The organism is Pseudomaricurvus hydrocarbonicus (genome assembly GCF_011602365.1).
Lineage (GTDB): Bacteria > Pseudomonadota > Gammaproteobacteria > Pseudomonadales > Cellvibrionaceae > Pseudomaricurvus > Pseudomaricurvus hydrocarbonicus.
The window spans coordinates 17,046-36,806 of the sequence record NZ_JAAONZ010000012.1 but is presented as its reverse complement, the minus strand read 5'-3'; the positions used below and the strand labels follow the sequence as shown (position 1 = coordinate 36,806).

The window sequence follows — 19,761 nt, the reverse complement described above, 5'->3', positions numbered from 1 at the left end:
GCACAGCACATGTTTGATGTAGCAATTATTGGTTGCGGGCCGGTGGGTGCGCTGGCGGCAAATTTACTGGGTAAAAACGGACTCAAGGTGCTGGTATTGGAAAAAGAAGCCAACCCCTACCCCTTGCCGAGGGCCGTGCACTTGGACCACGAGATGATGCGCCTGTTTCAATCTGCCAATGTGATTGATCGGGTGAAAGATGACATGCGCGATACTGAAGGTCATTTACACATCGGCGCAGATCACGGTGTGATCCGCTATATGGGCACCGTCGGCAAACCGCGTCCGTTTGGCTGGTCCAACGATTATTTCTTTTATCAGCCAGAACTGGAAGACCATTTGCGCGATGGGTTGTCGGCTTACGCCAATGTGGATCTGAGATTGGGAACGGAATTCTTGTCTCTGACGCAAGCTGACAATCAGGTTACCCTGACACTTTCAGGTCCATCCGGCGACTATGAAGAAACCGCACGTTGGGTCATTGCTTGCGATGGGGCCAGCAGTAAAGTACGTAAATCTCTGGGTATTAACCTGGATGACCTGCAGTTTGAAGAGCCCTGGTTGGTGGTTGACGTCGAAGTGGACGGTGAGGTGACCTTCCCGGCCTTAACCGGTGTGCCCGCTGAGGCCAACCTGCAACAACTGTCGGTGATGATGTGTGACCCTAACCGCCCCGCCACCGTTGTTCCAGGCCGTGGTAATCACCGCCGCTGGGAGTTGATGCTGCTGCCGGGTGAAGACGATCAGGAAATGATGAAGCCCGAAAATGTGGCCAAGTTAATCGGCCCCTGGCTGGAAGGGGTCACCCATGACATCGTGCGGGCGGCCACCTACCGCTTCCACGGTTTGATTGCAGAGCAGTGGAAAGACGGCAATGTCTTTCTGGCTGGCGATGCTGCACACCAAACCCCGCCCTTTTTCGGACAGGGTATGTGCCATGGCTTACGTGACGTCGCCAACCTCGCCTGGAAGATGAGCAGTATCTGCCAGGGCGCCGCCAGTGAGGCACTGCTGGATACTTACCAGCCCGAGCGTGACCCTCATGTACGAGCGGTCATTTCAGCCGCGGTAGACGCAGGCCGCTACATCTGTGTACTGGATAAAGACGCCGCGGCCGCACGTGATACAGAAATTCGTGAAAAAGCCAAAAAACAGACGATGCCACAATCGGCAGCCGACCTGATTCCTCCCGTGAGTTGTGGCATTGTCGCCGCCGGGACAGCCGCCGCTGGTGAACGCTTTATCCAGCCTTTTGTGGCCACGTCAGAAGGCCAATCGTTACTGGATGATCAGGTGAAAGGGCAATGGCGCCTGTTTGTTGCAAATCACAATATGTTGGTCGAAGCGCAACAGGTCATCAATGACACATTACCGCTGCTCGACGTCACTGTCGTTGATGCTTCAACGCTCGAAGACAAAGGTGAAATTTTGTCATGGCTTGCCAACAAACAAGCCCAGGCGGTATTCATTCGCCCTGACTTTTATGTCTATGGAACGGCTGACACTGACGTCGCGACGTTAATTACTACGCTGGCACTTCAACTGAATTAGTTTTTAAAGAGGTTCTCATGATATTGACCCTGGATCAGGCCAATAAAATCATTGACGGTGCGCTGGCCGCTGCCAGAAAACACAATGCCAATCCCATGGCGGTCATGGTGTTGGACGCCGGAGGCCATCCGGTGGCTTTCCAGCGTGAAGACCACACCAGTCTCTACCGCTATGACATTGCCAAGGCCAAGGCCAGTGGCGCAGTCGGTATGGGCATGAACACCCGCATCATTGCCCAGCGTGCCAGTAACAACCCGGTTTTCTTTGGCAGCCTGACCACCATCGATGGACTTAACCTGGCATTGTCCGCCGGTGGTGTTCTGATTAAAGATACAGAGGGCCGGATCTTAGGCGCGGTTGGTATCAGTGGTGACACCGCTGATATGGATGAAGCCTGTGCCCTGGCCGGTATTACCGCCGCTGACCTGAACCACGGAGTAGAATAATGAAATTACGCAGTATTGAATTGGTCCTGCCACACGCGCAGCAAGCCGCAAGTTTCCTCACCGATATCTGGGGCGCGGCTCTCGCCGAAACTCAGAAAAACACCTACTACCTGCGAGGTTCCGGCAGCTTTCCCTACCTGGTCGCCCTGGAACAAGGTGACAAGTCTTATGTGCGCAGCGTCACCTTTGTCTGCAGCGAAGACGAGCTGGCGCCCATCAAGGAAAACATCACGGCAAAAGGATTGGCGGCCTGCCCGGTGACATCGACTGACCTGGGTGGCGGCGAAGGGATTTTGGTGGAACTGTCGGAAGGCCAAATCTTGCGATTTTTAGTTGGCACCGAAGAAGTCGAACCGATTGAAGGCAAAGACCTGCCGGTTAAATTAACCCATGTTGTGTTTAATGCCGAAGATGCGGAAGTGACCGGTAACCTGGTGGAAGAAGTTCTCAACTTCAAAGTTTCAGACCGCACCAAAGGCATGGTGTTCGTGCGCTGTAATGAATCCCACCACAGCACCGCGTTTGCACGCGCAGGGTTTTGCTCACTCAACCACATTGCCTTTGAGATGGAGGACCTTGATGCGGTGATGAGAGGCATTGGTCGCCTGCGCGATCACAGTATGGTTCCGGCTTGGGGACCGGGCCGACACGGCCCTGGTGACAATGTTTACGCCTATTTTATAGCGCCCTTTGGCGCCGTCGTTGAATTCTCCACCGCCGTCAACAAAGTCCCCGATGATTATCAGGTAGGTGCTCCCGAGGATTGGACCTGGCCTGAAAACCGTATTGATCAATGGGGCATGTCAGACAAAGATTTTGACGGACTGCGTGAAGCGGAAGAACAGTTTACATTTTATCGCGACTGGGAAGCCCAGCCGCTGTCTTAATCAAATTTTTTAAGGATTTACTGATCATGAAATACGTAAGTTTTGTACGCCCCGATGGGCAAGCCGCTTTTGGGCGTTTAGAGGATGCTACGGTCTATGACCTGTCTGCTGGCGACAATGCTCCGACTGATCTCAAATCGGCTATTGCCTCAAAGACGCTGAGAGAATTATCGGATGGCGACAGCTACTCACTGAGCGATGTCACCTTGTTACCCGTGATTCCCAATCCTGCCAAAATCTTCTGCGTGGGCCACAATTACGAAAGCCATCGCCAGGAAACTGGACGCGATAAAGTCGATAACCCGTCTATTTTTACCCGTTTTGCCGACACGCTGATTGCCGACGGGCAGCCCATACTGCGCCCTAAAGTTTCCACTGACCTGGATTATGAAGGTGAACTGGCCGTCATCATCGGTCAGGGTGGACGTGCAATTTCCCAGCAAGACGCCTTGGATCATGTTGCTGGCTATGCCTGTTTTAACGATGCCTCTGTACGCGACTGGCAATGGCACACTCGTCAGTTTACGCCAGGAAAAAACTTTCCGACGACCGGACCTTTCGGCCCTTACATGATCACCCCGGATGAAGCGGGAGACCTGAGCGAGGTGAATGTCACCACTCGCCTGAACGGTGAAATCATGCAGCAACAACCGATCAAGGATATGATCTTTCCGGTTGCCCAGATCATTGCGTATATCTCGGCCTTCACGCCGTTACAACCTGGTGATGTCATTGTCAGTGGCACTCCCGGTGGTGTCGGTGCGAAACGCACCCCACCCGTGTGGATGAAGCCAGGCGATAAAATTGAAGTGGACATCGGCCCGGTCGGTACCCTGACGAACATTATCGAAGACGAGCCCGCTTAAGGCCGCTCGCAAACGTTTTGGATAGGCCACAGGGCGGGCCAGATAGTTTCTCTCCGTTAATATCTGTCTGCCCGGTGGCTCATTCCAGCTTTCAGCCACTATCTTTAGGTGTTATGTTTAGTGGCATTTTTAACTGCTCTCTTTAACCACGCTGATCAGCGACAGTTTTTACAATATTCTTTCTTCAACATTACTATAACAACAGCGAGTCAGTCATATGCAATCCCCGGAACTTCGGCGTGACATTGTCGCTTTGGGATCAACACTGGGCCCCAGCGTGATTGAAACCCTGCAGCAACTGTTCGACAACGAACAGCAGGCATTGGTGCGCAGCACCCCCGCTCACGCAAGCAACATTGCCTACGGTGATCACGAGCGGCATACCCTGGATATTTATACTCCAAAGGATAGTGACGATAAACTTCTACCAGTCGTGTTATTCGTGCATGGCGGCGGTTTTTTAAAGGGCGACAAAGGCTCTGATCAACATTGGCACAACAGTAATGTGGGCCGGTTGTGCGCGGCCAACGGCGTGATTGGTGTGGTGATCAACTACCGACTGGCACCGGAATACACGTGGCCAGCCGGCGGTGAAGATGTGGCCTCAGCGGTTAGCTGGTTGAAACACAACATTTCGAATTACGGCGGTGATGCAGACAAGTTAGTACTGGTGGGCACTTCAGCCGGTGCGGTGCATCTCAGCACCTATTTAAAACTGCACCCCAATACGGGTGATGTCCGCGGCCTGGTATTACTGTCAGGACTTTACGGTTATACCCCACTCGATGAGCGGGATACCCTGTATTACGGTGATCAGTCGGACTACGAGGAACGTAAACCCCGTGATGTGATCAGCGCTACAACGCTACCGCTGTTTGTCTGTTGTGCCGAGTTCGATCCGCCCCGTTTTCAGGCCGAATTTACCGGACTGTTACAGGAGCGATTGGAGCGCCATCAGGCACTGCCTCGCGCGAACTTGCTGACTGGTCATAACCATTACTCCATGGCGATGCATCTGGGCACGTCTGATACGCGCCTTGCGGACGAAATTCTTGCTTTCGTCCATGACGTCTGTCTATAACCGGAAAACTCCTTCACCATGACTCCAACTCAAATTCAATACCTTGTTCAACATACCTTAATCAGTGTCATCATTTCCTGTGCTATCGGCGTCTTTTTTGTCTGGTTGGTGTTTGGACAGCAGGACGCGATTAGCTTGTGGGGCACGAAAGGCTTGGGGATCGACTTCCTGCCTCAGTCTTTTATGATTGCCTTTATGGGAGTTTTAATGCCCAGCCTGATAACCCGTAAAAACTTGCAAGCCAATAAAATTGAGCCGCTGGAAACACGCACTATCAAACTGCCTAAAAACGTCATCGTTCGTGCATTGACCCTGGCCTTTTGCGCGATGTTTATCGGCAGCAGTATAGCGACCTTGGTATTGTCCTTTTTCCTGAATGGGCCGATATCCTTAACAGCGACCGTTATCCTGAAAACCATTTACAGTGCGCTGGTCGCTATTGCCGTGACACCACTGGCATTAATGGCAACACTTCAGGAATGACCGCTGTTTAGGTAATACCCCAAGCTTAATTCAAGTTACAGGTTAAACACAAAAAAGCCCGTGTGTGGATAATTTCAACCACACACGGGATTTTTTCTATACTACGATCAACCCAACATACTCTCTTCTTTAACAATTGCCCGTTGTACCGCAGGAATTTCTTCCATACGTTGGGCGAGATTCACATACTGAGGGTAGCGGCTAAAATCAAAATCACAGCGCTGCACACGGGTATAAACCCAGTAAATATAGACATCCATTGCACTCCAGGTGTTTCCATACCACCAGTCATTTTCTCCCAACCGGTCTTCGATCAGGGAAAAACCCGCATCCATGGCTTCGATGCCTTTTTGTTTCACCGAATCCAGGCACGCCTGGTCTGCAAAGAACTCCGGTTTGGCAATGCGCGTCACTACCGGGTGAAGATTCGATGAGCAAAAGCACAGGTCTGACCATTGCTGCAGTTTTTCAAGCTCAGTCTTCACGGCAGGCATCAAGTTTGCCTTGGGAAACTGGCTCACAATGTAACTGATGATTACCGGATTTTCTGTCAAGGTAATGCCGTCCACCACCAGAGCCGGCACTTTGCCTTTGGGGTTTAGGCTTTTGTACTCTTTGGTTTTGTGGGCACCGGAACCTAAATGCACCGTATGCAGGGTGTAGTCAGCTCCTGCCTGTTCCAACAGAATCATCGCGACTTTAGAACAACTACCCGGCGATCCGTATAATTCAATGTTACTCATGTTAGCTTTCTACCATCTCTTCAGATATTAAAAATATACAGTTTTAAATGTGTGAAAAAGTAAGGCACTAACAGTGCCTTATTAAAAAGAGAGATATTCTACTTCACTTGCAGCAATTTCACCGGACCAATCAAGCCCGAAGTTCGTAACGGTGCATCTGCGTGATAGGTCGGTATACTCGTATACGTAATTTTGTCTTTTACACCTTCCTGCTGATCACCAATCAGGCGATTAACCCACAGGTTGGTAACCTTAACCTCAATCTGGTTGTTGCCGCTTTTCAATAACGTTTTAACATTCACTGTATAGGGCGCCTTCCAGGCAATTCCGGCAGATTGGCCGTTGACGATCACCTCCGCCAGGTCACCAACGCTCCCCAGATCCAGAACAATCTCCCCATCCTGCTGCAACCAGTCTGCTTTCACCTCCAGCGATTTTTGGTATTGAGCGGTTCCCGAGAAGTATTTTATCCCCTCGTTCGAATTCTCTGCCCAGTTGCCTTCCGTTAGCATAAACGTACCGGCGGAAACACCCCGATCCGCTTGAAAGGTGGTTTTCCAACTGCCATCAACCGTCATCAGGGTCTCGGCACGGGGTTGAGCAATATCAGCCGTAAGTTCGGAAGTATCGTCCAGAAACACAATGTAACCCGACTCATAGGGGGTTAGGGTTCTTGGAATGATGGTGCGCTCACCTTCTACGCGGTAACTTACTGGCGTACTCAGGCCGGTGTTGGCGTCCCAGCGCATGGGCCGTTTACCAGTAACCCGAAAACTCAGCTCCAGTGGTTCCTGACGATTCTTGCGATTCGTGTAAAAATAGATATCGCCCTCGCTCAGTTGTCGATGCACAAACATCACCGTAGTGTCCGCAGCCGGTTTGGTGTAGGAATAGTCCGCAGCAATATTCAGCTGGTCCAGACCCATCTGGATATTATCAGTATCGATAACCTTGCCCTTGCCAGTCTTACCATTCCATAAACGGTTAGCCAGGGCCTGGAATTCAGCCGGGTCATCCGCCAGGGCGGGGGAGCCCAGAGGTTTTTGACCAATCACTTGCGCACCATTTTCAACCAGCTGTTGCAGCCTTTTCAATACCGCAAGCGTCATGTAGCTGGAGCTGCCTCCGAGGTAAATGACCTTGTAACGGGCCCCGCCTGATGTCACCAATTCTTTCCCATCATTTTTTAATTCGTTCAAAATGACATCGGCATTGATGTAGTCGAAACCATTTTCAGTAGGGACGTCCGCAGGCGGTTTATCGTTGTATAAGGCCGTTAACGGAGCTTCTTCACCGTAAAAATAGGCGACATCGGCAGCGAACTGTCCCTGGCGCAGCATATAGGAATTGCGTGCGATATAAGTCACCCACAGTTTCGCGTAGGGCGCCCAGGTTTCTAACCGATTGAAGTACTGCCCAAAGACAAACAAGCTCAAGCCTGGCGCTTTCTCAGTAAGGGGTTGATGCACGGAAGTATGGATAATGGGACGGTTCACGCCCAGGGCGAATTCCATATCCATCATCGGTTGCAAATCTTTCGGCGCAAACGCCCAGGGAGACTGGGCAGACGTTAATGATTCGGCAGCCACCAGATTTTGTCCGTAAATGTGCGCCACCGAGGCGGCCTCACGAATGTCTGACCAGTACTGGGGTTTGGGACCGACATTATTTTCCGTGTCGAAGGACCACATGGCCGCCATGGGAATGTCCGCATGTTTGCGCATGGCGATGCCATCGCCCAGGGTTGGCCGACCATTTTCAAGGGCTTCGGAATAATGTTTCAAACCGCGTTTGTGCAGTTCCTCGGTAATCACCGCATAATGATTTTCGGCCATCAGCTCGGACAGGGTTTTGCGGTAGTCGTAAAGAAAGGCATCGGTGGCCTTGCTATTGTCAACCACCACACCGGTCAGTGCCGGCAGCCAGGGGGCGAGAGCGTAGCCCCGACGTTTTTCAAATTCGACCGCCATGGCCGAGGTCCAGTTAGACGGCCCCACTTCGATACTGTCATTGAGTACCGCCTGAATCCCCTCAGCCCCCATTTTATCCGCGCCCACGGCAGCCAGGTATTTATCCAGATAGGTATTGATGTAACGTCTGACTGCATCGGCATCAAACTTATCCACCTCCAGCCCTGTGGCTTCCGGCGTGGCGGGGTGATTTTCTTTGCCGGTCAGAGAATAACCCAGACGGATAATCCGCCAGCTGCCCTGTGGCGGTTGCCAATTCAAGGTACCATCGCTGGCCAGCTTGTCGGTCAGGTCAATAATGTTAGTCGGTTCGACACCCGCAATGTCATTGGACTGACGCAGTGCGTAATAGTCTTCGTTGAGCGCGAAGCCGGCCTTTTCTTCAGCTCGATGCACCCGGGGCTCGGAGTGAAACTTGATTTCGGTCACCACTACCTTCATCGCCTGCGAAGAAAACATATCGGCCAAGCCTGCGAAAGGATCCACAGCGCCCGGTGCCGCCGACGACGGCAGTTCAAAACCGGTGTTCTCGGCTTTCTCAAACACCAACCGGAAGGCTTTTGCTTTTACTTCAGGAAACGACAAGGTGTATTGGGGGCTGGAACTGAGTTCAAAGCTTGTCACTGTGTGAAAGCTTTTACCGTCTTCACTGGCCTGTAAAACCGGTTGCAGTTGCGACGGCATGAACATTGAGACCGGCGGCATGGAAACCGACACAGCGCGCACGGTTTTAGCTTCGGCAAAGTTAAACTGCAACCAGTAAGGGCTCTCACCTTCGGCGGTTAAGGTAAGTGAATCGCTGTAGCTGTTGTCAAACAACTGACGGGCATCCACTTTCTCGCCCGTGGCGGAATAGACACTGGCGATGTCGATGGTATCAGACTCAACTATCGGGTAGGCAATGACGGCGATGTCCTCATAGTAATGAGGGTGATCTTCCTGGGCTTTCGGAGCTCCGCCGAAAGCTTCAGGCTGCAATGGCATGTCCTGGAAGGGTCCTGTGGTATTGGTTGCAGGAGGCAGGACAATCGACGAGGTGCTACCGGCCGCAACGGTAAGTTCGTTCCAGACCAGTTTTTTCATACCGTCTTGTGGCTCGACCCACGGCCCCCCTGTTTCACTCCAGCCCGGTGAAGCGGCAATACCAAACTCAAAGTTGTACTTACTGGCTTCGTCCAGGGCAAAGTTGAATAATTCCTGCCAGGCGGGCGTCATATACTCGATTCGTTGATCAACGATCTGCGGGGTGTTCAGTTGAGCGTCAAAATTCTGGACGCCGCCAATACCAACGGCATCCATCCACTGCAAATCCTGTTTGATACCTGTTTTTGTGACATTGCCATTCATCCAGTGCCACCAAACCAGCGGTTTGGAAGCATTGGGCGGGGTCGTAAAACCACTTTGTAATTCGTTATTCGACTGTGACTCAGCGTTGACACACCCCATGGTCACCAGCAAAACGCTTGAAACCGAAGCCAAAGCCATGCTTTTTGCCAACCTGGACAGTTGGAAGGGAAATGTTATTTTTTTACTGTTTGACATAAATAATTTCAACCTTGTATTTATTAATGGTCGCACAATTAAGTTTTTTCAGTGAACGCTAAATCGCCGTTTGGTTGATGCAGCCGGATCACTATGCAATAACTTACTCTGAGTCTGTTGTCCTTTCTGGCAGCACTGTCACGACAGTGTCCAAATATAAAATTGTTCGTCGCTGAACTGAGGACAGTCAAGTCCTGCCAAAATAAGTGTCATGCTATAGGTCGGGGAAGGGTAATTAAAATAGTATATTTTTCTTACTCTATAACCTGACCCTATGGTTTTTTCTTAGACGATGTTTTTAAAAAGTGCCCAACCTCACCAACATCCAATCAGACGTTGATGCTGCTTTGATGCGAGCCGTGTTGGCACAGTTAAAGTAGTCTTGCGAATCGTATTAAGTTTGTTTTTCTCATTTTTATTATTTTCTGGGCATATAGCTAATACGTTATCCCAGTAAATTTTTAACGATGGTATTGTCAGTCAATTAGTGTTTGTCGAGGCTGTTTTCACGTTCGACCATAATGACGTTAATCCCGTGCTGCTCAAACAGTTGAATATAACGATCTTCGGCATGAGTATCGGTAATCAGAATGTCGACGTTTTCCAGAGGTTCAAAAATAAAATTACTGCGAACACCAATTTTGGAGCTGTCCGCCAGAATGATTAATTGATCGGCTTGTTTCATGAGCTTTTGCTCAGCCCGAATCAGTAAAGGGTCCGACTCCATCACACCATAATCACCGATGCCCGGTGTGCCCATGAACATTTTGCTGCCGTGGTAGTTCTGAATGGTGTCGTTATCAAAGGCACTGAGAATGATGCCCTGCTTGCGGTAAACCTCTCCACCTGGCAGGGTGACCTGAATATCGCTGTTATCGATCAGGTCCCGGGCAAGGTAGTATGAATTGGTCAACACACTGACTCGACGCTGTGCTAAAAATTCACCCATCATGTAGGTAGAGGAACCCCCATTGACAATGATCGACTCGCCGTCCACACATAATTCGACGGCCTTTTCCGCAATCCTGCGTTTCACTGAGGCCTGTTTCTCTTTCGCCGCCAAAAAAGCGGTGCCTTGCAGTGATGGTCTTCGGGTTTGTTTCTCCATTTCCAACACCTGGGCGCCACCGCGAATCCGCTTCAAGCGGCCAACGTCTTCCAACTTGGCTAAATCCCGGCGAATGGTGGCTTCGGAGCTGTTTAACTGATCCGACAGCGTGCGCACACTGGCAAAGTTTTGCTCAGTTAACATGTCCAAAATCAATTGTTGCCTTTCTTTCTCGAGCACCTTCGCCTCTCTAATGTCCAGTTCATATCCGGTTTTATTCTTTGGTGATCTGTTACGATCATGACAAGCCTATTATGATTGAAATTGATCGAAACTGAAAGAATAAAAAAAGCGCCGTAAAACGGCGCACAAATCTGCCAGATGCAGAGACAAGAACAATACGGGCATGGGCCAGCTAGCGTGTTTACGGCTGCCGCCGGTAATCAATAAGCGGTTGCCCCAGGCTTAGACAATGCCTGAACCGGATCCGGCCACGGACGGACGGACTTCGGCCACCTGCGCCCGATACTGGGACTGACGGTAGGTCTGCAGCGGGTTGATCGCCCCACCCTGACGATAACGCGCCATGGCCAGGATAGGAGATACGTCCAGATTAAACGCCTGCTTTAGCGTGTTGCTGGCCATGAGGGCATCGTTGCGCTCCTGGCAATCGCTCAAGGCGGCCCGGTCAACAATCAACGCCTTGATATAAGAGCGCTGCACTTCAATGGCGGAGTTGATCAGGCTTTCAATCGGGTCAGTGACATTGTGTGACTGATCGAGCATGTAGGAAGGGTTAAAGCCCTCCTGCCCGCGAGCCTCGGCATCCACCAGTTCATTGAAAATCAGGAACTGCTGGTAGGGGTGGATCGAACCACTGTCCAGATCGTCGTCCCCGTATTTACTGTCGTTAAAATGAAATCCACCCAGCTTTTTGAACTGAATCAAGCGGGAAACAATCATTTCAATGTTCACATTAGGCGCATGATGCCCCAGATCTACCAGGGATTTGGCTTTGTCACCCAGCTCCATGGCTGCGAGAATGTTGCTGCCCCAGTCCTGCACCACGGTGGAGTAGAACGCCGGCTCAAACATCTTGTGCTCAATGTGCAGCTCCCAATCGTCAGGAATCGCACTGTAGATGGTTTTCATGCTGTCCAGGTAACGCTCGAAAGAGTGCTGAAAATGCTGCTGGCCAGGATGGTTGGAGCCGTCACCTACCCACACTGTCAGGCGGTTGGAGCCGAGTTGTTTGCCCCATTCGATGCATTCCAGATTGTGGGCAATGGCCTGCTCACGCGTCGCGGCATCGGTGTTGGTGAGACTGCCGTACTTGTACGACAGGGCTTGATCGGCCTGATCCTGAAAGGTGTTGGAATTGATGGAGTCCCACTGCAGACCATAGCTGTCGGAAAAGGCTTTCAACTCTGTGAAATCGTCCACTTTGTCCCAGGGAAAATGCGGCGAGACACTGCCGGTACACTGCGACAACTGATTGATGACCGCACAATCTTCCAGTTTTTCAAACACATTTCTCGGCTCGCCGATGCCCGGGAAACGGGCAAAACGGGTGCCGCCGGTACCCACGCCCCAGGAAGGCACGGCAATCTCAAATGCCTGCGCCTGGGTGGTAACCGCTTCGATATCAATATTTTGGCGGCTCAATACTGTCGACAGGTGATCGTAGTCTTCCTGCAAATGCTTGAGCGCGGCTTCGTTGTTTTCGCTGATTAACTCTGAGCTGATACGTTGATTTTTCATTATATTTAACCTTTAACGTGTGAACGACGGCGCATGGCCAGCATCGACATTAAGAATATTACCGGTAGATTTTGCGGACGTTTCTTCCGAGGCAAAGAAATAGACCCCTTCGGCAATATCTTCCGGAAAGACGTTGCGCTTCAACATGCTGCGATTGCGGTAGTGCTCTTCCAGCTCCTGTTGATCCATATTGTAGGCAGCAGCGCGCTCTTCGCGCCATTTTCCGCTCCAGATTTTCGAACCGCGCAACACTGCATCCGGGTTGACCACGTTGCAGCGAATACCCAGTGGTGCGCCTTCCAGAGCCACAGCGCGCGCCAGTTGAATTTCAGCCGCTTTGGCGGTGCAATAAGCGGAAGCATTGGGCGAGGCCACCAGCCCGTTTTTACTGGCGATAAAGACCAAGGAGCCACCGGTATTTTGAGCTTTCAGGACTTTAAAGGCTTCGCGGCTGACCAGGAAATAACCCGTCGACAGAATGCTCATGTTCTTGTTCCACAGTTCCAGCGAGGTTTCATCCAGTGGTGCAGAACTGGCAATACCGGCATTCGAGACCACAATGTCGATACCACCGAACGCCACCGCCGAGGCACTCATGGAATCCATGACACTCTGCTCGTCGGTCACGTCACACATCACCGTACGCACCGCGTCCTTGCCGAACGCTGTCGACAATTCTTCGCTGGCGCCGCCCAGGGACTCAGCATCAATATCAGCCAGCATCACGCAGGCTCCCTCGCCCAGCAAGCGTCGGGCGGTGGCCTTACCTATACCACCAGCACCACCGGTAATAAAGGCAACTTTACCCGCCAAAGACTTTGGTTTTGGCATGCGCTGCAGTTTGGCTTCTTCCAGTAACCAATATTCAATGTCGAAGGCTTCCTGCTCATCGAGACCGATGTACTCACTGACGCCGTTCGCTTCGCGCATCACATTGATGGCGTTGACATAGAATTCACCGGCAATGCGCGCCGTCGCCTTATCTTTGGCAAAGGTCATCATCCCCACCCCAGGCACCAGATACACAATGGCATTGGCGTCGCGCATGGCCGGGCTGTTGTCTCGCTTGCAACGGTCGTAATATTCGCCATACGCGGCACGATAGGCAGAGAGCTGGTCATCCAGTCCGGCGACACAGCGCTCCAGTTCGGCATTGACATCGGCAACGGCGGGATCAAAGTCCACAACTAAAGGACAAATCTTGGTGCGCAGAAAGTGATCGGGGCAGGAGGTACCCAGCGCAGCGAGTGGCTTCAGGTCTTTGGAATTAACGAACTCCAGCACTTCGGGCGACTGATTAAAATGACCGAGCTTGGGTTGGTCCTGGGTAATTTTACCGCGGATCAACGGCATCAATTTGGCGGCAACGGCTGTTTGCTCGGCAGCGCTCAGGGGCTGTTCAAACGCCGGGCCACCAAAAGGCACGGAGGTATTTTTCGCAGCCAGCCAGTCGGCGGCGGTTTGGATGACGTCAATGGTATTGAGGTAACACTCTTTGGAAGTGCTGCCCCAGGTAAACAGACCGTGGCCTTCGAGAATAATGCCTTTAATGTCCGGGCGTTCTTTACACAGATTTTCGAGTTTCAGGCCCAGATCGTAACCGGGGCGCTGCCACGGCAACCAGCCCAGATCACCGGCAAAAATTTCTTCCGTCAGGGCGCGACTGTCTTTGGTGCAGGCAATCGCAATCACGGCATCCGGGTGCATGTGATCCACATGCTGTTGCGGGATGTACGCGTGCAGTGGGGTATCAATGCTGGCGGCGCGACTGTTGAGGTTAAAGGTGCAGTGAGGCAGGTAGGCCACCATCTCGTCTTCGTGTTCCAGGCCACGATACAAAGATTTCAATTGATCCAGTTTGTCTTGATAGAGTGTCGAGAAACCGGACAAATCAATGGAACCGAGGTCACCGCCGGAACCTTTCACCCACAACACCGGCACATCAGCCCCGGTCAGGGGATCCGGCATGGTTAACTTGGCAGACGTGTTGCCACCGCCATAGTTGGTGATGCGTAAGTCTGAGCCTAATAAATTGGATCGATATTGTAGCAGCTCGGGCTCTGTCAGCCCTTTGGCGGTGGAATCACACCAGAGGTTTTCCAGCTTTGAGGTCATGGTAGTCTCTCTCACTAAGATGAAATGACAGACTTCAGGTCCGTCACATAAACAAAGATAATAACGCCACTTTATGACTTATTATGATCGGTTTTGATCATTATAAACAGAAAATATCGCTCATGATCAATATATATTTTGCATTTCCAATCACATAGCGATAATCTTTACGGAATAAATAAAAACCTAATTAAGCTGTAGACAGGTGGCGACAGGCGCTTCATCGCTGGTTTCCCGAAGTATTGCAGCCTGCTTGGAGGAGATGGTATGTCTGATACCAATGAATTTGAAATGGCGCCTGTCGCGCCTTCCCGCCTGCAACCCGCCAGACACTTTGCCGCCAGCTACGCCGGTGAGCACGTGGCCGGCACCGAGTTTGTCATTGGTGCCATGTTCGTGGCCTGGGGTGTTGGCACCAGTGATATTTTGTGGGGACTGTTGCTGGGCAACCTGCTCGCGGTGCTGTCCTGGGGGCTTATTTGTGCACCCATTGCCACCAATACCCGCCTCACGCTTTATGCCTATTTGAATCGAATCTGTGGCGGCAACCTCGTCAAACTCTACAGTCTCGCCAACGGTGTTCTGTTCTGTATTCTAGCCGGTGCCATGATCACCGTATCAGCGTCGGCGGTTCGTATCCTCTTTAATATTCCGGCGCAGGTGCACTGGTATCCGACGTCTGTTGGGTTTGTCATCGTGGCGTTAGTCGTCGGTGCTGTCGTGGTCACCATTGCCACCAAGGGCTTTAAACGGGTGGCCCAGTTTGCCGAAGTCTGCGCGCCCTGGATGATTCTGATGTTTGTGGCCGGCGCGCTGGCGATGTACCCGCAACTGCAACAGGCCGGGGCCAGCTCAGGCGCCACCTCGTTCATGGACATTGCCAATAATTTCATCTGGATCGAGTCGGACAGTGAGATTGGTTTCTGGCACGTTGCCGCATTTGCCTGGATCTGCAACCTGGCCATGCACGGCGGACTTTCGGATATGACTGTGCTGCGCTTTGCTCGCAAAACCAGTTACGGTTTCTTTTCAGGCCTGGGCATGTTCATTGGTCATTATCTGGCCTGGGTGTGTGCCGGCATCATGGGGGCGGGGGCTGCATTGATGATGCAAACCTCCATTACCCAACTGGATGCCGGAGCCGTGGCCTATCAGGCTCTGGGCATAAGCGGCATTATCGCCGTCATCATTGCCGGCTGGACCACTTCCAACCCGACGATTTATCGTGCCGGCCTGGCCTTTCAATCGCTGAACCCGAAATGGAGTCGCGTTACCGTCACAGCGTTGGCCGGTATCATTACCACCATCATTGCCTGCTTCCCGTTTGTCTTCTCCCGGCTGATGGACTTTGTCGGCTTGATGGGTCTGATCTTAGCACCAGTCGGTGCCATTATTGTCACTGAACACTGGCTGTTTAAACCCCTCAACCTCACCCGTTATTGGTCGTTCTACCAACAGCAAAGCCTGAATGTACCCGCACTGCTCGCCTGGGTCGGCAGCCTGGCGTGCGCCTGGTTGCTGAATCAGTACGCCGGTGTTCATTTGTACTTCTTACTGATCCCCAGCTGGTTCATCGCCACCGGTCTGTACATTTCACTGGCCATCGCTTTTGGTGCCGGTAGAGACTATGGCGCGGCTTCCGAACAACTGGAATCGGCAGAAGTTCAACGCCGGGAAGCAGAGGCTCGTTTTCTCGCCTCTGCCGCTCTTGAGCGTGCAGCAGCAAAGTCAACGTCATCGATTTCCATGGCCAGCTCGGCCGCGGTTGTCTCGTTGCTGGCTTGTGTTGGGATCATGATCTACGTTTTTCGTGAAGGTGATCTGGAACAATTTAAGAACTGGTTACTGATCCCCACGGTAATCTATTTCATCAGCGCCACTCTGTGGGTGATCCAGCGCGAGAGTAATCCCGGCGAGCAGACAAATCTAAGTGATACTTACCTGAAGACAAAGAAAAGCTGACACCATGAAACACACCGTCATACTTGATATCGGTAAAACCCATATCAAGCTCTACCTGAAAAACGATTTGGAAAACACCCTGCAATCCAGGGTGAAATCCAATCAGGTGACCACTTCAGGCCTTTACCCACATTTCGACGTGGATGCCATCTGGGATTGGTTAGTCACCACCCTGCGAGAGTGGACCACCGAACATCGGGGTCTCCAAATTACCGCACTGGCGATCACCACCCACGGCGCCACGGCGGCCCTGATCGATCGCCACAGCGAGGGCAACGGTCTGGTGCTGCCCGTACTCGACTATGAATTTGACGGCCTGGATGGCAGCGCACCAGCGTATGACAAGGTACGTCCCGCCTTTGACGAAACCGGTTCACCTCTCCTCCCTGCAGGCCTGAACCTGGGTAAACAGCTGTTCTGGCAACAGCAGCGTTACCCCGAGGCTTTTGCCAAAGCCACCGACATTCTCACCTACCCTCAGTATTGGGCCTGGCGCTTTACACAACAACGCTGCTCGGAAGTGACGTCACTGGGTTGCCATACCGATCTCTGGAACCCCCGACAAAAATGTTTTTCCAGTTTGGTTGAGACGTTGGCGTGGCAAGATTTATTCCCGCCGCTCAAAAATGCCTACGACGTTATCGGTCAAATACATCCGGATATTCAGGCCCAGACCGGCCTGTCGGAACTCTGTCAGGTGTTCGTGGGTATCCATGACAGCAACGCCAGCTATTACCGTTACAAAACCCTGTTAAAAAGTCAGCCGTTTACCGTGTTGTCCACCGGGACCTGGTGCATTGCCATGAAAAACCAGCATCGAACGGTCAATGAGACCGCGCTTCCCACGCTCGAGGACGCGAGGGATATGTTGATTAACGTGGACGCTACCGGTGCGCCCGTCATTTGCTCGCGCTTTATGGCGGGGCGTGAAATGGAAAACCTGTGCGACGCTCTGGAGGGTGATATCGCACAGCCTTATACCCTGGAAAACGTCCAGACGCTGGTGGCCAGTGGCTGCTATTGCACACCGTCCTGGGTGGCCGGAACCGGTCCGTTTCCCGAGGCCCAGGGCCGTATTCAGGGTATTCAACCACCGCATTCACCGGCTTCGGCGTTGGCGAGCCTGTACCTCGCCCTGATGATCGATGTGCAACTGGAACTGGTGCAAGCACAGGGCAGTATCGTGCTGGAAGGTTCATACGTGAAAAATCCACACCTGTGCGCCCTGTTAGCGAGCTTGCGCCCCGAACAGGTTGTGTATACCTCCACCGACAGCGCCGGTACTGTCGCTGGCACGTATATGCTGACGATGCCTGACACCGATAACGCCAACATCGCGCTGACCCACATCAAAGCCATCTCCATTCCAGGATTGCCGGCCTACAAAGCGCAATGGCGCTCGATGATCGGTTAATTTTACTCAATACGCGATGGTCTCGACCTCCCCTCATACTCTTAACAAACTAAAAGCTTATTTCTCCATGTCGAAACTCAGTAAATGCAATAACCTCTACGACATTCGTCGTTTGGCTAAATATAAATTACCCGCCCCCATGTTCCACTACATTGATGGCGGCTCCGATGACGAATGGACACTGAAACGTAATACCGCCGCATTCGATGACTATCAACTGATGCCGCAATACCTGAAAGATGTGTCCTCCATTGACCTGAGCAATCGCGTGTTGGGTTGCGATATGGACCTGCCGTTTTTTTTATCGCCCACGGGTATGTCACGGCTTTTTAACCATGAAAAAGAGCCCGCCGCCTGTCGCGCTGCACACAAGTTCGGCACCCTGTACAGCCTCTCGACACTGGCAACCACCAGCCTGGAAGATATCGCGAACACCTCTGAGGGGTCGCGCATGTTTCAGATCTACATTCTCAAAGACCGGGAACTCACCAAAGAATTTGTACAGCGCTGTAAAGACAGCAAGTACCATGCATTGTGTTTGACCGTCGACACCATGGTGGCCGGCAATCGCGAACGCGATCTAGTCAATGGTATGACCATGCCGCCCAAAATCACCACCGTCAGTAACTTTTTCAGCTACGCCAGCAGTGTGGAGTGGTGGTTCAACATGATGCTGGATCCGGATTTTAAACTGGCCAATGTCGCACACCGCGTGGATGCTCTGGGCGGTGGGTCTATGGGCTTGATCGATTACATCAACAGCCAGTTTGACCGCAGTGTCACCTGGGAAGATGCCGCCTGGCTGGCAGAACAGTGGGATGGCCCGCTGGTGATTAAAGGCATTCAATCGCCGCAGGACGCAAAGCGTGCCCTGGAGATCGGCGCTACCGCCATTATGATTTCCAATCACGGCGGCCGCCAGCTGGAAAGCTCACCGGCGCCGGTGGACTGTGTCGCCCCTATGCGCGACGCCATTGGCGACCAGCTGGAATTGATCGTCGACGGGGGGATTCGTCGCGGTAATCATATTCTTAAAGCCCTGGCTCAAGGCGCGGATGCCTGCTCCATTGGCCGCGGTTATCTGTTTGGTTTGGCCGCCGGAGGACAAGCGGGTGTCGAGCGCAGCCTGACCATCTTAAAAACCGAGCTGGAACGTTCCATGGCACTGCTTGGCGTGAAGAACATCTCGGAGATCAACGAGTCGCATATTTTTGATCTCAAGCGCCTCGCGACCCACCGCTAAAGCTCTCGCTTGCCAATCATGGCCAAACAGTGCAGTTCCTGTCTGGCCATGTTTAGTCGGCGGATCATTGACTGATATCATGATTCACATAAATCAGTTTTTCGATATCAAACCCATGTTTGCCTGCTAAACGTCTAAATTTTTGTATGGTACCCGGGTCGGGCTGTGGGGCTCTGGCCAGCAGCCACAAATACGAGGTATTGGGACCAGAGACAAACGCATATTGGTAGTTTTCCCGGTCAAGCTCAAACACCACGTATGAGCCATAAAAGGGGCCAAAGAAAGAAACTTTTAAATACCCCAGGTTGGTATCGTCGACAAAGTAAGCCCTACCTTCAGCCTGTTGCCACTCCTTATCCTTAACTGAATACCCTCGATTGATCACGGCAACGCCGCCATCATCGCGCAGCGAATACTCGGCGGTGACCTTTTCCAGACCACGCTCAAAAGAATGATCCAATCTCGCTATTTCGTACCATTTACCCAAGTAGCGATCTAACTCGAAGTTTTCTACAGGTACAACCGTTTTTGGCATGCCAAGGCACCCGGTCAAAAGTAAAGCTAAGAGAGTCGGGATCACGGCTTTTATTAAAGGCTCTGGGCGCATTACGTCTAACTCCGGTCAAGAGGGTTCATGGCATTTTCAGGG

The 19,761-nt window shown here is 52.0% G+C and carries 15 protein-coding genes; 9 read left to right on the top strand and 6 right to left on the bottom strand.

Translation table 11 applies throughout. The features are described 5' to 3' along the window. Positions 1-9: 9 nt before the first annotated feature. From G8770_RS14670 to G8770_RS14645, 6 genes are all read left to right on the top strand, one after another. On the top strand, positions 10-1,551 hold the full coding sequence (locus G8770_RS14670; RefSeq protein ID WP_167188260.1) for a bifunctional 3-(3-hydroxy-phenyl)propionate/3-hydroxycinnamic acid hydroxylase: 1,542 nt from the start codon (positions 10-12) through the stop codon (positions 1,549-1,551). Positions 1,552-1,568: 17 nt separating this feature from the next. Beyond that, entirely contained in the window at positions 1,569-1,997 is a 429-nt protein-coding gene (locus G8770_RS14665) for a GlcG/HbpS family heme-binding protein (RefSeq protein WP_167188257.1), read from the top strand. Further along, positions 1,997-2,884, top strand: coding sequence for a VOC family protein (locus G8770_RS14660; protein WP_167188254.1), 888 nt, complete (start codon positions 1,997-1,999; stop codon positions 2,882-2,884). The genes G8770_RS14665 and G8770_RS14660 overlap by 1 nt, the downstream gene beginning before the upstream one ends. A gap of 26 nt (positions 2,885-2,910) precedes the next feature. Further along, on the top strand, positions 2,911-3,750 hold the full coding sequence (locus tag G8770_RS14655) for a fumarylacetoacetate hydrolase family protein (RefSeq protein WP_167188252.1): 840 nt from the start codon (positions 2,911-2,913) through the stop codon (positions 3,748-3,750). Positions 3,751-3,967: 217 nt separating this feature from the next. Beyond that, complete coding sequence (locus tag G8770_RS14650) at positions 3,968-4,831, top strand: alpha/beta hydrolase (RefSeq protein WP_167188249.1); 864 nt, start codon at positions 3,968-3,970, stop codon at positions 4,829-4,831. A gap of 18 nt (positions 4,832-4,849) precedes the next feature. Further along, the gene (locus tag G8770_RS14645) at positions 4,850-5,314 is read left to right on the top strand and encodes a hypothetical protein (protein WP_167188246.1); all 465 of its coding nucleotides are present in this window, start codon (positions 4,850-4,852) and stop codon (positions 5,312-5,314) included. 107 nt (positions 5,315-5,421) lie between these two features. On the opposite strand, the gene G8770_RS14640 is transcribed toward G8770_RS14645, so the two are convergent. From G8770_RS14640 to G8770_RS14620, 5 genes are all read right to left on the bottom strand, one after another. Next, positions 5,422-6,057, bottom strand: a complete 636-nt coding sequence (locus G8770_RS14640; protein ID WP_167188243.1) for a glutathione S-transferase family protein — start codon at positions 6,055-6,057, stop codon at positions 5,422-5,424. Positions 6,058-6,155: 98 nt separating this feature from the next. Continuing rightward, positions 6,156-9,569 (bottom strand): glycosyl hydrolase, encoded by a 3,414-nt coding sequence (locus G8770_RS14635; RefSeq protein WP_167188240.1) that lies wholly within the window; start codon positions 9,567-9,569, stop codon positions 6,156-6,158. Positions 9,570-10,053: 484 nt separating this feature from the next. Next, positions 10,054-10,857: a DeoR family transcriptional regulator gene (locus G8770_RS14630; RefSeq protein ID WP_167188237.1), complete on the bottom strand. Its 804-nt coding sequence runs from the start codon at positions 10,855-10,857 to the stop codon at positions 10,054-10,056. A 225-nt stretch (positions 10,858-11,082) separates the two neighbouring features. Next, the gene (gene rhaI / locus G8770_RS14625; protein ID WP_167188234.1) at positions 11,083-12,378 is read right to left on the bottom strand and encodes an L-rhamnose catabolism isomerase; all 1,296 of its coding nucleotides are present in this window, start codon (positions 12,376-12,378) and stop codon (positions 11,083-11,085) included. 12 nt (positions 12,379-12,390) lie between these two features. Next, complete coding sequence (locus G8770_RS14620; protein ID WP_167188232.1) at positions 12,391-14,493, bottom strand: bifunctional rhamnulose-1-phosphate aldolase/short-chain dehydrogenase; 2,103 nt, start codon at positions 14,491-14,493, stop codon at positions 12,391-12,393. A 267-nt stretch (positions 14,494-14,760) separates the two neighbouring features. Between G8770_RS14620 and G8770_RS14615 the strand changes: the two genes are divergently transcribed. From G8770_RS14615 to G8770_RS14605, 3 genes are all read left to right on the top strand, one after another. Beyond that, positions 14,761-16,455, top strand: a complete 1,695-nt coding sequence (locus G8770_RS14615; protein WP_167188229.1) for a purine-cytosine permease family protein — start codon at positions 14,761-14,763, stop codon at positions 16,453-16,455. 4 nt (positions 16,456-16,459) lie between these two features. Continuing rightward, a complete protein-coding gene (locus G8770_RS14610) occupies positions 16,460-17,869 on the top strand; it encodes an FGGY-family carbohydrate kinase (protein WP_167188226.1) in 1,410 nt (469 codons plus the stop codon). A 67-nt stretch (positions 17,870-17,936) separates the two neighbouring features. Next, entirely contained in the window at positions 17,937-19,112 is a 1,176-nt protein-coding gene (locus G8770_RS14605; RefSeq protein ID WP_167188223.1) for an alpha-hydroxy acid oxidase, read from the top strand. A gap of 64 nt (positions 19,113-19,176) precedes the next feature. Here the strand turns inward: G8770_RS14605 and G8770_RS14600 are convergent, their stop codons facing one another. After that, positions 19,177-19,719, bottom strand: a complete 543-nt coding sequence (locus G8770_RS14600) for a lipocalin family protein (RefSeq protein WP_208022280.1) — start codon at positions 19,717-19,719, stop codon at positions 19,177-19,179. Between the last annotated feature and the right edge of the window lie 42 nt (positions 19,720-19,761).

Excerpts from the sequence above, each read along its gene's own strand:
- G8770_RS14670 (WP_167188260.1), top strand. The coding sequence starts at position 10 with ATGTTTGATGTAGCAATTATTGGTTGCGGGCCGGTGGGTGCGCTGGCG.
- G8770_RS14665 (WP_167188257.1), top strand. The coding sequence starts at position 1,569 with ATGATATTGACCCTGGATCAGGCCAATAAAATCATTGACGGTGCGCTG.
- G8770_RS14660 (WP_167188254.1), top strand. The coding sequence starts at position 1,997 with ATGAAATTACGCAGTATTGAATTGGTCCTGCCACACGCGCAGCAAGCC.
- G8770_RS14655 (WP_167188252.1), top strand. The coding sequence starts at position 2,911 with ATGAAATACGTAAGTTTTGTACGCCCCGATGGGCAAGCCGCTTTTGGG.
- G8770_RS14650 (WP_167188249.1), top strand. The coding sequence starts at position 3,968 with ATGCAATCCCCGGAACTTCGGCGTGACATTGTCGCTTTGGGATCAACA.
- G8770_RS14645 (WP_167188246.1), top strand. The coding sequence starts at position 4,850 with ATGACTCCAACTCAAATTCAATACCTTGTTCAACATACCTTAATCAGT.
- G8770_RS14640 (WP_167188243.1), bottom strand. The coding sequence starts at position 6,057 with ATGAGTAACATTGAATTATACGGATCGCCGGGTAGTTGTTCTAAAGTC.
- G8770_RS14635 (WP_167188240.1), bottom strand. The coding sequence starts at position 9,569 with ATGTCAAACAGTAAAAAAATAACATTTCCCTTCCAACTGTCCAGGTTG.
- rhaI (WP_167188234.1), bottom strand. The coding sequence starts at position 12,378 with ATGAAAAATCAACGTATCAGCTCAGAGTTAATCAGCGAAAACAACGAA.
- G8770_RS14620 (WP_167188232.1), bottom strand. The coding sequence starts at position 14,493 with ATGACCTCAAAGCTGGAAAACCTCTGGTGTGATTCCACCGCCAAAGGG.
- G8770_RS14615 (WP_167188229.1), top strand. The coding sequence starts at position 14,761 with ATGTCTGATACCAATGAATTTGAAATGGCGCCTGTCGCGCCTTCCCGC.
- G8770_RS14610 (WP_167188226.1), top strand. The coding sequence starts at position 16,460 with ATGAAACACACCGTCATACTTGATATCGGTAAAACCCATATCAAGCTC.
- G8770_RS14605 (WP_167188223.1), top strand. The coding sequence starts at position 17,937 with ATGTCGAAACTCAGTAAATGCAATAACCTCTACGACATTCGTCGTTTG.
- G8770_RS14600 (WP_208022280.1), bottom strand. The coding sequence starts at position 19,719 with ATGCGCCCAGAGCCTTTAATAAAAGCCGTGATCCCGACTCTCTTAGCT.